Raw genomic sequence first — 14302 nt, forward strand, 5'->3', positions numbered from 1 at the left:
CTTGCATGGGATGGATCACGATCACGCCGCGGAGCACCGATGCCCACCTTTGCCAGCACCTTGTGTCGCCGTCTCGCCCGGCTCGCCTGGGCGTTCCTGTACCTGCTGGCCTCGCGGCCGGCACCACCGGGGTCAGAGCCCGATTTTTGGAAATTTCCCAAAAAAGGGCTCTGACCCCGGTTTGAGATGGCGCATCAGTCGCGCGGCAATGGCTTGCCCTTGGCGATGACTTCGTGGCAGTCGCCCTTGATGGTGGCATTGTCGTAGTCGGTCCAGCCGTAGCTGTCGACGTAGCGCTTGTGCTGCTTGAAGGCGGCGTTGACGAAGCTCCACTCCAGGCGCTCGTCCGGGTAGCGCACGTCGCCCAGGTCGAGCAGGGTGTGGAACATGTTTTCCGTCGCCAGCTTCGCCTTGCGGTGGCGGCGCAGTTGCGTGACCTTGTCCGGGAAGCGCTCCGCGTACGTATCCGAATACCAGGCGAACGCGGGGACGTGGAATTCGTATTGCGTGTTGTGGCCATGGAAGGCGAGGCGGCAGCTGTTGTCGTACAGCGTCTGGCCGTGGTCGGCCACGTACAGCATGGCGGCCGGCTTGTCGGCTTCCTTCAGCGTGCCGATGACGTGGTCGAGGAACCAGTCCGTGTACAGGATCGAGCTGTCGTAGCTGTTGTTCAGCTTGTCCTTGATGCGGATGTCCGTGTAGACGGGCTTGTCGATGCCGTACAGCGACGGCAGCCATTGATCGAACTGCTTCGGGTAGCGGTGGCTGTAGTTCCAGTGGCTGCCCAGCGTGTGCAGCACGATCAGTTTCTTCGGCGCCGGATCCGCGACGGCATGCTTCAGCGGTCCGAACAGGATTTCGTCGTAATTGGAATTGTCCGTGAAGCCGCCCAGGTTCAGGAAGTCGACGACGTCCGCTTCCTTCGCGAACACGGACACGGGCGTGTCGAATTTGCCGAACGAGATCTGGTTCGATAGCCAGAACGTTTTATAGCCCGCTTCCTTGAACGCGGTCAGGAACGATTTTTCCGAGAACCCGTCCTTGAGGCTTTGCGTGGCCGGCTTGCGCGAGATGATGACGGGGACGCTCAGGCGCGTGGCCGACACGGACGTGATCACGTCGCGCAGCGGCACCAGGTTGTCTTCCTTGGACAGCAGCGGGTTCGTTTCGCGGTCGTAGCCGTTCAGGCTCCAGCGGTCGTAGCGCGACGATTCGCCGATCACCATCACGATCACCTGCGGGTCGTCGTTCGGCTCGGCCAGGTGCGCGTGGAAGCGGAAGTTGGCGCTGCGCCGGTTCAGGTTGGCGAGATAGACCCGCTCCTTGTAGAAATCGACGCCGCGCGCGGCCAGGCCGAACGGCCAGGAGTGGGCGAACGTGTCCAGGTCGAACGGCAGCTTCATCCAGTGCGCCAGCGGCGGCAGCGGCGCGACGCCGTACTTCAGGCCGTAGGCGAACACGACGGCCACGACCGCCAGTACGCCCACCACGACGGGGCGCGACACGTCGGCCCAGTCGAGGTCGCGCGTGCGCCAGGCGGCGATCCAGCTCGTGACGAACCACGCGAGCACGCCGACGAAGACGCCGGCCAGCAGCCAGACTTTGCTGCCGAGGAATTCCATGGCCTCGGCCGGGCTCGTCTCCGCGATGATGCCGAGGTGGTGCGTGGAAATGCCCTGGCCGTAGAACGCATATAAATAAAGCTCGACGGGCAGCGCGACGAACGCGGGCAGCAGCAGCCAGTGGAAGTACGCCGGGCGCTTGAACACGCCCCACACGCCCAGCCAGGCCAGCAGTTCGATGCCGGCCACCTGGCCGGGGTGCGACAGCGGCTGGCCGAACAGCGGCGCCACGTACGGCACGCAGGACAGGAGCAGATAAGTGAGCGCGACGTACAGGTTGCGCGGGCGTAGCAGGAATGACATCGAACGGACGTGTGCGGCAGCGCGGAGGCGAAGTCCGCTATTATCCGATTTTTGCCAGGGGTAACGCCATTCCCTCTGCACAACGGATGAAATCCGGCGTACACTGGCTGTGTCGTTATCACGACATCTACTGAGCAATTACACAATCTTCCGCCGCTGTCGCGGTGCCCGGTCAGCAAGTTTGTTGACCCGGTCCCGCTTCAGGTCTATACTCGCGAGTTCTCGAATTATTCTGCGCATGGTTTACGCATAACAGCCGCTCCCGCTGGTGAGTGGCTTTCGTCGCCTGTACGGAAAGTAGCGGGACAAGGTTTCAGCCCCCGGAAGCAAGAACCCCGGGTCATTAACTAGTAGTCATTTTGTTGGATTTTTGAACGATGCCAACCATCAATCAACTGATTCGCAAGCCGCGTGAAGCCGCGGTTGTGAAGAGCAAGTCGCCGGCACTGGAAAACTGCCCGCAAAAGCGTGGTGTCTGCACCCGTGTCTACACGACGACCCCGAAGAAGCCGAACTCGGCACTGCGTAAAGTCGCCAAAGTTCGCCTGACCAACGGTTTCGAAGTCATTTCGTACATCGGCGGTGAAGGCCACAACCTGCAGGAACACTCGGTCGTGCTGATCCGCGGCGGTCGTGTGAAAGACTTGCCGGGTGTGCGTTACCACATGGTCCGCGGTGCGCTGGATACCCAGGGCGTGAAAGACCGTAAGCAGGCCCGTTCGAAGTACGGTGCCAAGCGTGCCAAGGCTGCCAAGAAGTAATCTTCTTGCAATCTGGGTAAATTAATATTGAGTTAGTTGAGGCGGCCGGAAGGCCGAGTAAGTGAAGGGCTTTGATGGCCTTTCGCGAGTGCGATAAGCGCTCAACTGAAGACAAAAAGGAATTGAAATGCCACGTCGTCGTGAAGTACCCAAGCGCGAGATTCTGCCGGATCCGAAATTCGGCAACACCGATGTCGCCAAGTTCGTCAACGTTCTGATGCTGTCCGGTAAGAAATCGGTCGCTGAGAACATCATCTACGGTGCATTCGACTACATCCAGTCCAAATCGGGCAAGGACCCGCTGGAAGTGTTCGCAACCGCGATCAACAACTGCAAGCCGATGGTCGAGGTGAAATCCCGCCGCGTCGGTGGCGCCAACTACCAGGTGCCGGTTGAAGTGCGTCCGGTCCGCCGTATGGCCCTGTCTATGCGTTGGTTGCGCGAAGCCGCAAACAAGCGTAGCGAAAAATCCATGCCGCATCGCCTGGGTGGCGAGCTGATGGAAGCAGCAGAAGGCCGCGGCGGCGCGATGAAGCGTCGTGATGAAGTTCACCGTATGGCTGAAGCGAACAAGGCGTTCTCGCACTTCCGCTTCTAAGCAGATGGCCCAATCGCTTCGGGGGCAGAACGCCTCCGGGGTGGTGCGGCCATGCAGTATCCGTTGTTCAGGCCGAGCTCATTTTGATCACCAGAATGCTGCTCGGTTTTGTCCATTCAAAAGTTAGGAAAATTTATGGCACGCACTACCCCTATTGAGCGCTACCGTAACATCGGTATCTCCGCTCACATCGACGCCGGTAAGACGACGACCACCGAGCGCATCCTGTTCTACACCGGTGTCAACCACAAGATCGGTGAAGTGCACGACGGTGCAGCAACCATGGACTGGATGGAGCAGGAGCAAGAGCGCGGCATCACCATTACCTCGGCAGCGACGACCTGCTTCTGGAAGGGTATGGCCAACAACTTCGAGCCGCACCGCTTCAACATCATCGATACCCCGGGCCACGTCGACTTCACCATCGAGGTGGAGCGTTCGATGCGCGTCCTGGACGGCGCCTGCATGGTCTACTGTGCAGTCGGCGGCGTGCAGCCGCAGTCGGAAACCGTGTGGCGTCAGGCTAACAAGTACAAAGTCCCGCGTCTGGCCTTCGTCAACAAGATGGACCGTACCGGTGCGAACTTCTTCAAGGTGTACGAGCAGATGCGCGCCCGCCTGAAGGCCAACCCGATCCCGCTGCAGATCCCCATCGGCGCCGAAGACAACTTCAAGGGCGTGGTCGACCTGGTCAAGATGAAGGCGATCTACTGGGACGACGCTTCGCAGGGCATGAAGTTCGACTACCGCGACGTGCCGGCCGAGCTGGTCGACCAGGCTAACGAATGGCGCGAGAAGCTGGTCGAAACGGCCGCCGAAGCGACCGAAGACCTGATGAACAAGTATCTCGAAGAGGGCGAACTGTCCGAAGAAGAGATCAAGAAGGCACTGCGCACGCGTACCATCAACGGCGAAATCGTCCCGATGATGTGCGGCACCGCGTTCAAGAACAAGGGCGTGCAGGCGATGCTGGACGCCGTCATCGAATACCTGCCGTCGCCGGTCGACATCCCGCCGGTCGCAGGTACCGACGAAGACGACCAGCCGGTGACCCGCAAGGCCGACGACAGCGAGAAATTCGCTGCGCTGGCATTCAAGATCATGACCGACCCGTTCGTCGGCCAGCTGATCTTCTTCCGCGTGTATTCGGGCGTCATCAACTCGGGCGATACCGTCTACAACCCGATCAAGGGCAAGAAAGAACGCGTCGGCCGTATTCTGCAGATGCACGCGAACCAGCGCGAAGAGATCAAGGAAGTTCGTGCGGGCGACATCGCCGCAGCCGTGGGCCTGAAAGAAGCGACCACCGGTGAAACGCTGTGCGACCCGGCCGCCCCGATCATCCTGGAAAAGATGGTGTTCCCGGAGCCGGTGATCCAGCAGGCCGTCGAGCCGAAGACCAAGGCCGACCAGGAAAAAATGGGTCTGGCACTGAACCGTCTGGCTCAGGAAGACCCGTCGTTCCGCGTGCGTACCGACGAAGAATCGGGCCAGACCATCATCGGTGGTATGGGCGAGCTGCACCTGGAAATTATCGTCGACCGCATGAAGCGTGAATTCGGCGTGGAAGCGACCGTCGGCAAGCCGCAGGTTGCATACCGTGAAACGATCCGCAAGGCCGTCACCGACGTCGAAGGCAAGTTCGTCAAGCAGTCGGGTGGTCGTGGTCAGTACGGTCACGCCGTCCTGAACATCGAACCGCAAGAGCCGGGCAAGGGCTTCGAGTTCGTCGACGCCATCAAGGGCGGTGTGGTTCCGCGCGAATACATCCCGGCAGTCGAAAAGGGTGTGCGCGAGACGCTGTCGAGCGGTGTCATGGCTGGCTACCCGGTCGTGGACGTCAAGGTCACGCTGGTGTTCGGTTCGTACCACGACGTGGACTCGAACGAAAACGCGTTCCGCATGGCCGGTTCGATGGCATTCAAGGACGGCTGCCGTAAAGCCAGCCCGGTCATCCTCGAGCCGATGATGGCCGTGGAAGTCGAGACGCCGGAAGACTACGCCGGTACCGTGATGGGCGACCTGTCGTCCCGCCGCGGTATGGTGCAGGGCATGGACGAAATCCCGGGCGGCGGCGGCAAGATCATCAAGGCCGAAGTCCCGCTGTCGGAAATGTTCGGTTACTCGACCGTGCTGCGTTCGGCAACCCAGGGTCGTGCGACCTACACGATGGAATTCAAGCACTATGCTGAAGCACCGAAGCATGTGATGGACGCCATCGTGACGGCTAAGGCCAAGTAATAGTCAGTTGGGGACAGAGCAGAAGGCGGTAAACCCTGCTCTGTCCCACAAAGCGTTACAAATAGTTGGGGACAGAGCAGAAGGCGTAAACCCTGCTCTGTCCCACAAATAAATAAAATATTGTCTTTTAAAGGAAGATCAAAATGGCAAAGGAAAAATTCGAACGGACCAAGCCGCACGTGAACGTCGGCACGATCGGTCACGTTGACCACGGCAAAACCACCCTGACGGCTGCAATCGCAACCGTTCTGTCGAAGAAATTCGGCGGTGAAGCCAAGGCCTACGACCAGATCGACGCGGCTCCGGAAGAAAAAGCACGCGGCATCACCATCAACACCGCGCACGTCGAGTACGAAACGGCCAACCGCCACTACGCACACGTCGACTGCCCGGGCCACGCCGACTACATCAAGAACATGATCACCGGCGCAGCGCAGATGGACGGCGCGATCCTGGTGTGCTCCGCTGCTGACGGCCCGATGCCGCAGACCCGCGAACACATCCTGCTGGCTCGCCAGGTGGGTGTTCCGTACATCATCGTGTTCCTGAACAAGTGCGACCTGGTCGACGACGCGGAACTGCTGGAACTGGTCGAAATGGAAGTGCGCGAGCTGCTCTCGAAGTACGAGTTCCCGGGCGACGACCTGCCGATCATCAAGGGTTCGGCTCGTATGGCGCTGGAAGGCCAGCAGGGCGAAATGGGCGAAGACTGCATCATCCGCCTGGCTGAAGCCCTGGACACCTACATCCCGACCCCGGAACGTGCTGTTGACGGCGCCTTCCTGATGCCGGTGGAAGACGTGTTCTCGATCTCGGGCCGCGGTACCGTGGTGACCGGTCGTGTCGAGCGCGGCATCATCAAGGTCGGCGAAGAGATCGAAATCGTCGGTATCGTCGATACGGTCAAGACGACCTGCACCGGCGTGGAAATGTTCCGCAAGCTGCTGGACCAGGGTCAAGCTGGCGACAACGTCGGCCTGCTGCTGCGCGGTACCAAGCGTGAAGACGTCCAGCGTGGCCAGGTTCTGGCCAAGCCGGGTTCGATCAAGCCGCACACCGACTTCACGGGCGAAGTGTACGTCCTGTCGAAGGACGAAGGCGGCCGTCACACCCCGTTCTTCAACAACTACCGTCCGCAGTTCTACTTCCGTACGACTGACGTGACCGGCTCGATCGTTCTGCCGGCCGACAAAGAGATGGTCATGCCGGGCGACAACGTGTCGATCACCGTCAAGCTGATCGCTCCGATCGCGATGGAAGAAGGTCTGCGCTTCGCAATCCGCGAAGGCGGCCGTACCGTCGGCGCCGGCGTGGTTGCCAAGATCATCGCCTAATAGCGATATCGTAGCAACGAGACAGAGGGGCAGAGCGGAAGTTCTGTCCCTTCTGTTTGTGCAGTAAGGGGTGAATCGGTGTTATACTGCCGTCCCCTCCGCAGTATCCGCAGTACCTGACACATGATTGCCGGCCCGTGTGCCGGTTCGTTCTTTTTTAAGGAAATAGCATGTCCGCTCCGAATCAGAAAATCCGTATCCGCCTGAAAGCGTTCGACTACAAGCTGATCGACCAGTCCGCCCTGGAAATCGTCGACACCGCCAAGCGCACCGGCGCAGTCGTCAAGGGCCCGGTTCCGCTGCCGACCCGCATCCAGCGCTTCGACGTGCTGCGTTCCCCGCACGTGAACAAGACCTCGCGCGACCAGTTCGAAATCCGTACGCACCAGCGTCTGATGGACATCGTGGACCCGACCGACAAGACCGTCGACGCGCTGATGAAGCTGGACCTGCCGGCTGGCGTTGACGTCGAAATCAAGCTGCAGTAATCGTTTCAAGCGCCCTGGCGGCCTTGCCGCCGGCGCATGCAAAACGGCCCATCTACTTCGCGGTAGATGGGCCGTTTGCTTTTGCCGTCGTTCCCGCCCGCGCGGGAACGACGGCGTTTAAATTTTCCGCACTTCACCTTTCAGCGCCAGTTCCTGCGCCAGCCGGTTGTGCCGCTCCAGCACCACCGGCAGATCGACGGTCCGCAACACCCCATCCTTCACGACGACCTTGCCGTTGATGACGCTGTAATTCACGTTGGCCGGCGTGCAGAACACGAGTGCCGCGACGGGATCGTGCAGCGCCCCCGCGAAGCCCACGCCATCCAGCTTGAACATGACGACGTCCGCCGACATGCCCGGCGCGATGCTGCCGATGTCGTCGCGATCGAGCACTTTCGCGCCGCCCAGCGTGGCGAGTTCCAGCGCCTGGCGCGCCGTCATCGCATCCGGGCCGAAGCCCACGCGCTGCAGCAGCATCGCCTGGCGTACCTCGCCCAGCATGTGCGCGCCGTCGTTCGACGCGCTGCCGTCCACCCCGAGGCCCACGGGCACGCCGGCGTCGACCATCTTGCGCACAGGCGCGATGCCGGACGCGAGGCGCATGTTCGAGCACGGGCAGTGCGCGACGCCGGTGCCGGTCCGTGCGAACAAATGAATGCCCGCGTCGTCCAGCTGCACGCAGTGCGCGTGCCACACGTCGTGGCCGACCCACCCGCAGTCTTCCGCGTATTCGGCCGGCGTCATGTTGAATTTCTCGCGGCTGTAGGCAATGTCGTTGACGTTTTCCGCGAGGTGCGTGTGCAGCGACACGCCGTGGCTGCGCGCCAGCAGCGCCGCTTCCTTCATCAGGTCGCGCGACACGGAGAACGGCGAGCAGGGCGCGACGACGATCCGCTGCATCGCATGGCGCGAAGCGTCGTGGTACGTCTCGATGAGGCGCTGCGTGTCCTTCAGGATCGCCGCTTCGTCTTCCACGACGCTGTCCGGCGGCAGGCCGCCTTTCGAGCGGCCCACGCTCATCGCGCCGCGCGCCGCGTGGAAGCGCATGCCGATGGTGTGCGCCGCTTCGATGCTGTCGTCGAGGCGGCAATCGTTCGGGTAGATGTACAGGTGGTCGCTGCTCGTCGTGCAGCCCGACAGGATCAGTTCCGCCATCGCGGTGAGCGCCGACACGTGGACCATCTCGCCCGTCAGGTTCGCCCACACGGGGTACAGGTTCGTCAGCCAGTTGAAGAGTTCGCCGTCCTGCGCGGCCGGGATGACGCGCGTGAGACTCTGGTACATGTGATGGTGCGTGTTGACGAGCCCGGGGATGACGACGTGGCCGGCCGCGTCGATCACCTCGTCGGCGTCCTGGGGGAGTGCGTCCGTCGTGCCCACGCTGACGATCACGTTGTCGCGGATGAAGACGGCACCGTCTTCGATTTCGCGGCGTTGCGCGTCCATCGTGACGAGGACGCGCGCATTCTTGATCAGGAGAGTTTTGCTCATAAGTTCCACTTTTTTGGATTTCAACACTGCGGAAACAATGCGCGGGCACTGCGGAAACAATGTCGGGAGTATCCCCGTCAGACCGCCTCCAGGTCTTTGACCAGCAGCGGCTGGGGGACGTCTTCTTCGTCGTCATGGACTTCCACGGGACGGTTCGGCAGCACCAGGTTCAGCAGGACGGCCATGATGGCGCCCGTGCTGATGCCCGAGCCGAAGATTTCGTTCACGAATGACGGCAGCTTGGCCAGCAGTTCCGGACGCACGCTGACGGCGAGGCCGCAGCCGATGGAGACCGCGATGATGAGGCCCGTGCGTTTGTCGTGCTCGACCTGGCCCAGCATCTGCACGCCGGCGGTAAGAATCATCGCGAACATCATGAGGCCCGCGCCGCCCAGCACGGGCTGCGGGATGGTGACGACGACGGCGCCCAGCACCGGGAACAGGCCCGCCAGCGCCAGCATCACGCCGGTGAGGGCGACGACGTGGCGGCTCGCGACACCGGTCAGCGAGATGACGCCCACGTTCTGCGCGAACGTCGACATCGGCGGCGCGCCCAGCGTCGAGGCGAACGCGGAACCGACGCCGTCGCACAACACGCCGCGCTTGAGCAAGGTGCCGCGCATCCTGGTTTCCGTCGCGGCGCCCAGCGCCATGAAGGTGCCGGTCGTTTCGACCATCGTCACGACGTAGGCGAGGGCCATCGCGAGGATGCCGCTCGGCGGGAAGCTCATGCCGAAGTGCAGCGGCTGCGGCAGCGCGAACACGGCGGCCTTCTGCACGCTCGAGAAGTCGACGAGGCCCAGGCCCAGGCAGACGGCGTAGCCGATCGCGATGCCGATCACGATGGCGGACGCGGAGATGATGCCCTTGCCGAACTGGACGAGCGCGACGACGATGGCCAGCACGAACAGCGCGATGCCCAGGTTCGCGGGCGCGCCGTAGTCCGCACCCGGCGCCTTGCCGCCGGCCGCCCAGTCGACGGCGACGGGGACGAGCGACAGGCCGATCATCGTCACGACGACGGCCGTCACCTGGTGCGGGAACAGTTTGCGGATCTGCGGCATGAAGAAACTGCCGACGATCATGACGACGGAGCCGGCGAGCGACGAGCCGAGGATGCCCGCCACGCCATGCTCGAAACCGATGCTGATGGCCGCGCCGACGAAGGCGAAGCTGGTGCCCATCACGCACGGCAGCCGGATGCCGACGGGGCCGATGCCCTTGCACTGGATGATCGTGACGATGCCCGAGCCCAGCAGCGCCGCGTTGACGAGCGCGACGATCTGGTCCGCGGGCAATTTGAGGATGGCGCCGACGACGAGCGGCACGGCGATGATGCCGCCGAGGGCGGCCAGCATGTGCTGGGCGGCGAGCAGGGTCGTGGTGATGAGGGGAGGGCGGTCGTCGACCTTGTACAGCAGATTGTTCATGTATGTCTCCGTCGATGTGTCCTGAACTGCGTCGGGTGGTTCGATGATTTCCGGACGGTGGAGACGGTCGACCACGGCAGGCAATCCGGGATCCGGATGCAACCGATTGCGCTGTCTCCACAATGCTTGGGCCACTCTGCGGCGGCTTGTTTTCAAATCATGATGCCCCTGCCTGCCGGCAGTGTCAACGAATTTGTATACAGTTTCTATCGAATAATTTGTACGAGAATCTGCTGTCTCGCAGAGGGAAAGCAGGGAATTTTGGCGTCCTCTGTATACAATTTTTCAAAACCGTTTTGCGTGGAAATATCAGATCGGCTGGCCGGTCGTGGCTCTCTTGATAAGCCCGATAGCGACCTGATCTTGAAGAATGAATGGCCGGGAGTTGTAATTACTGAAACACATCGGTAATAATCGCGCCTCAGGAGGAAGCGATGGCGACCATGAAACAGGTAGCGGAGCGTGCCGGAGTGTCGATCTCCACGGTCTCGCACGTGATCAACAACACGCGCGTCGTCAGCAACGACGTGCGCCAGCGCGTGCTCGGCATCATCGACGAGATGCGCTACATCCCCAGTGCCGTCGCCCGCAGCCTCAAGAACGACAAGACCCACACCATCGGCGTGCTCGTGCCGAACTCGTCCAATCCATACTTCGCCGAACTGATCCGCTGGATCGAGGACGCCGCGTTCGAGCTCGGCTACAACATCATCCTCTGCAACGCGCACGGCGGCGCACGGAAGCAGGCCGCCTATCTGCGGCTGCTGATGGAAAAGCGCATCGACGGCCTGGTCCTCGTCGCCAGCGGTGCCGACGACGAACAGGATCTGTTGCTGGGCCATGAAGCGGTCCCGATCGTCCAGCTGGAGCGGGCGCTGCCGGGGCTCGATGCCGACCTGGTCCAGGCCGGCCAGGAAGACGGCGGGTACGAGGCGACGCGCCACCTGATCGAGCTGGGGCACCGGGACATCGCCTGCGTATCCGGCCCGGCCGACCTGCCGCGCACGCGCGAACGCGTCGGCGGCTTCCTGCGCGCGATGGCGGAAGCGGGGCTGGCGGTAACGCCGGACGGCATCGTGCACGAGGAATTCACGAGCGCCGGCGGCCACGCGGCATTTACGCGCCTGCTGGGACGGGAGCACCGGCCAACGGCCGTATTCGTCACGAGCGACCTGATGGCGCTGGGCGGCCTGTGCGCCGCCGGTGCGTCCGGGGTGCGCGTGCCGGCGCAATTGTCCGTGGTGGGCTATGACGATATTGCCGGCGCGGGCTATACGCTGCCGCCGCTGACGACGGTGGCGCCGCCCAAGCGCGCCATGGCGCAGCTTGCGATCGAGCTGCTGATCGATCGCATCCGCGGCCAGTACGCGCCGCTGCGCAACACGGCGCTGGCCAGCACGCTCGTCGTGCGGGCCTCCACGGCGCCCGTAGGGTGTGTAAGAGCAAAGTTGTAATGTCCGCTTCTAGCAAAGTAGAAATGTCCGCTTTTGCTAGATAGTTCATGCTGTCGATTCCGAACGGTTTGGAGTCGAGTGTGGGCAAAGTCGGGAGCATTACGATGGAAGAGTTGGAGCGCGCCGATATCATCGCGGCTTGTGCCAAAGGTGAGATCACGGCGGTCATTGCAGCGAAGCGGTTGGGAATCACGACGCGGCAGGTTCGACGGCTGCAAAAGCGATTTGACGAAGACGGCGAACGTGGAATGATCTCCAGGCACAGGGGCAAGCCGAGCAATAATCGGCTTGCGCCCGAGTTGGCGCAAAAGGCATTGCAGCTGGTGCGCGAGCGCTATGCCGATTTTGGGCCGACGCTGGCGTGCGAGCAGTTGCGGGAGCGGCACGACTTGTGCCTATCGAAGGAAACTTTACGCAACTTGATGATTGAGGCCGGCTTATGGATTCCGAAAGCGGCCCGAAGTGCACGCTTGTACCAGCCGCGGGAACGACGGCCTTGCGTCGGCGAGTTGGTCCAGATAGACGGTAGCCGTCATCACTGGTTTGAAAAGCGCGACAACGCTTGTACCTTGCTGGTTTATGTCGACGACGCGACGGGAAAGATCCTGCATCTGCACTTCGCGGAGACTGAAACGACCGCCAGCTATTTCGCGGCCACTCGGCGATACATCGAACAGCATGGCAAGCCGCAAGCCTTCTATGCTGACCGAGCAGCGGTGTTCCGCTCGCCGTCGGCAACGAGTCGTACGAAGACCCAGTTCCAGCGTGCGCTCGACGAACTCGGCATCGAACTGATCTGTGCGAATTCCCCGCAAGCCAAAGGCCGCGTGGAACGTCTCAACCGTACTTTGCAAGACCGGCTGGTCAAGGCCCTGCGATTGGACGGCATCAGTGACATCGAAGCCGCCAACGTCTGGAGTGGCGACTTCATTCAACGTTACAACGCGACCTTCTCCCGGGTTCCGCGCAGCTCGCTCGACGTCCATGCGCCACTGCGTCCCGACGAGGATCTGGCGCTGATTCTGTCACTGTGCGACCACCGTAAGCTCACTGCCAAACTCACCCTGCAGCATGGCAAGCGGCTCTATCGCCTCGAAGACAAGCCAGCGTTACGTCAGCTGATCGGGCAGTCCATCAATATCCATACGTATGCCGATGGCCGAGTTGAGATTCGGGCAGACAGTCACGTACTCGCATACACCGCTATCGAGCAGCCTGACCGGGCCAACGTGACTTATGTCGATAGCAAAACTATTCATCACACCCTCGACAAGAAGGCGCGCAATCGTAACTACCGCCATGACCAACCTGCTACCGTCATCGCACAGGGTGTGACGGCAGCAAAGAAAATGTCCGCTCAAAAGCGCATTTGAACGCCCCAAAAAGCGGACATTTCTACTTTGCTGAAAGCGGACATTTTAACTTTGCCTTTACAGGGTGGGCACCCCGTGCCCACGCGTGACGTAGGCGGTTTGTTGGCGTTACGCGTGGGCGGGGGCCGCCCACCCTACCGCGCGTCGTGCAGATGTAGCCGCTGCGTCGGAAATGCGAACTCGATCTCCAGCGCGGCGAAACGGTCCATCAGCTGCAGATAGATCTCCTGCTGGATATCCATGTAGCGAACGTAATCTGCCGACTCCACCCAGTACACGACGTCGAAGTTCAGCGATGGTGCCACCATGCCGGCGAAGTGGGCGCGGTCGAACGTCACCCCTTCCTGCGCCTTGACGAGTTCCGTCAGCAGCGGCGGGATCTGGCGCAGCTTGTCCGTGGGCGTGTCGTACGCGACGGCGACCGTGAATACGACGCGGCGCCGGCTCATGCGCGTCATGTTCTGCAGCCGGCTCTTGAGCAGGTCCGCGTTCGAGAACACCAGCTGCTCGCCGCCCAGGCTGCGCAGCCGGGTCGTCTTCAAACCCACGTATTCCACGGTGCCCAGGTATTTGTCGACGATGATGAAGTCGCCGACGACGAAGGGCTTGTCGAGCACGATGGACAGCGACGCGAACAGGTCGCCCAAGATGTTCTGGACGGCCAGTGCCACCGCGATACCGCCGATCCCCAGCGAGGCGACGAGGGTCGTGATGTTGACGCCGAGATTGTCCAGCACCATCAACAGCAGCACGGTCCACAGCACGGTCTGCGCGATGAAGCCGACGGCCGCCGCCGACGTGGCGCGGGCCGGGTCGCCGGCGCGGTTCTGGTAGTAATCCGTCAGCCAGGCCCGTAGGGCGCGATGTCCCCAGACGGCGGCCTGAATCAGGCCCGTGACGATGGCGGCCCGTGTCGCGAACGAATGCACTTCGGGCGGCAAGATAAGAAACTTGCTGCCGGCGAACAGGCCCATGATGACGATGGCCAGCAGCCGCGTGCCGTCGAGCGCTTCGACGACGATGTCGTCCAGCCGCGTCTCCGTGCGCTCGGCCAGCTTGCGCATGTGATGCACGCCCAGTCGTTTCGTGATGTACAGCGCCAGCGCGACGCCGGCCGCGATGCCGAGGGCCGTGAGCCAGGCCAGCGTCGTGTTATCGAAAAATACTACATTCATCCGATCATCCTTTCCGGTGGTTGCGGTGGGAT

At 62.0% G+C, this 14302-nt stretch carries 11 protein-coding genes; 7 read left to right on the forward strand and 4 right to left on the reverse strand.

Going from position 1 to position 14302, the window contains the following annotated elements:
* Positions 1-194: 194 nt before the first annotated feature.
* Positions 195-1925: a phosphoethanolamine transferase gene (locus ACEN98_RS17230; RefSeq protein ID WP_413386094.1), complete on the reverse strand. Its 1731-nt coding sequence runs from the start codon at positions 1923-1925 to the stop codon at positions 195-197.
* A gap of 377 nt (positions 1926-2302) precedes the next feature.
* On the opposite strand from ACEN98_RS17230, the gene rpsL reads away from it, so the two are divergent.
* From rpsL to rpsJ, 5 genes are all read left to right on the forward strand, one after another.
* Entirely contained in the window at positions 2303-2686 is a 384-nt protein-coding gene (rpsL, locus tag ACEN98_RS17235; RefSeq protein WP_036240557.1) for a 30S ribosomal protein S12, read from the forward strand.
* A gap of 127 nt (positions 2687-2813) precedes the next feature.
* On the forward strand, positions 2814-3284 hold the full coding sequence (rpsG, locus tag ACEN98_RS17240; protein ID WP_036240559.1) for a 30S ribosomal protein S7: 471 nt from the start codon (positions 2814-2816) through the stop codon (positions 3282-3284).
* A gap of 135 nt (positions 3285-3419) precedes the next feature.
* Positions 3420-5525, forward strand: coding sequence for an elongation factor G (fusA, locus tag ACEN98_RS17245; RefSeq protein WP_413386096.1), 2106 nt, complete (start codon positions 3420-3422; stop codon positions 5523-5525).
* Between the two features lie 143 nt (positions 5526-5668).
* A complete protein-coding gene (tuf, locus tag ACEN98_RS17250) occupies positions 5669-6859 on the forward strand; it encodes an elongation factor Tu (RefSeq protein WP_160406738.1) in 1191 nt (396 codons plus the stop codon).
* A 170-nt stretch (positions 6860-7029) separates the two neighbouring features.
* Entirely contained in the window at positions 7030-7347 is a 318-nt protein-coding gene (gene rpsJ / locus ACEN98_RS17255) for a 30S ribosomal protein S10 (protein ID WP_005663509.1), read from the forward strand.
* Between the two features lie 117 nt (positions 7348-7464).
* On the opposite strand, the gene ACEN98_RS17260 is transcribed toward rpsJ, so the two are convergent.
* Together ACEN98_RS17260 and ACEN98_RS17265 are read right to left on the reverse strand one after the other, a co-directional pair.
* Entirely contained in the window at positions 7465-8838 is a 1374-nt protein-coding gene (locus ACEN98_RS17260; protein ID WP_413386098.1) for an 8-oxoguanine deaminase, read from the reverse strand.
* 77 nt (positions 8839-8915) lie between these two features.
* Positions 8916-10268, reverse strand: coding sequence for a nucleobase:cation symporter-2 family protein (locus ACEN98_RS17265; RefSeq protein ID WP_413386100.1), 1353 nt, complete (start codon positions 10266-10268; stop codon positions 8916-8918).
* A 434-nt stretch (positions 10269-10702) separates the two neighbouring features.
* Between ACEN98_RS17265 and ACEN98_RS17270 the strand changes: the two genes are divergently transcribed.
* Both ACEN98_RS17270 and ACEN98_RS17275 read left to right on the forward strand, forming a co-directional pair.
* Positions 10703-11722: a LacI family DNA-binding transcriptional regulator gene (locus ACEN98_RS17270; RefSeq protein ID WP_413386102.1), complete on the forward strand. Its 1020-nt coding sequence runs from the start codon at positions 10703-10705 to the stop codon at positions 11720-11722.
* A 47-nt stretch (positions 11723-11769) separates the two neighbouring features.
* A complete protein-coding gene (locus ACEN98_RS17275) occupies positions 11770-13095 on the forward strand; it encodes an ISNCY family transposase (protein WP_413382907.1) in 1326 nt (441 codons plus the stop codon).
* A gap of 134 nt (positions 13096-13229) precedes the next feature.
* Here ACEN98_RS17275 and ACEN98_RS17280 read toward each other — a convergent pair whose 3' ends face one another.
* Positions 13230-14270: a mechanosensitive ion channel family protein gene (locus ACEN98_RS17280; RefSeq protein ID WP_413386104.1), complete on the reverse strand. Its 1041-nt coding sequence runs from the start codon at positions 14268-14270 to the stop codon at positions 13230-13232.
* Positions 14271-14302 lie beyond the last annotated feature (32 nt).

Origin of the sequence: Massilia sp. CT11-137 (genome assembly GCF_047302885.1) — a bacterium.
GTDB lineage: Bacteria > Pseudomonadota > Gammaproteobacteria > Burkholderiales > Burkholderiaceae_D > Telluria > Telluria orientalis.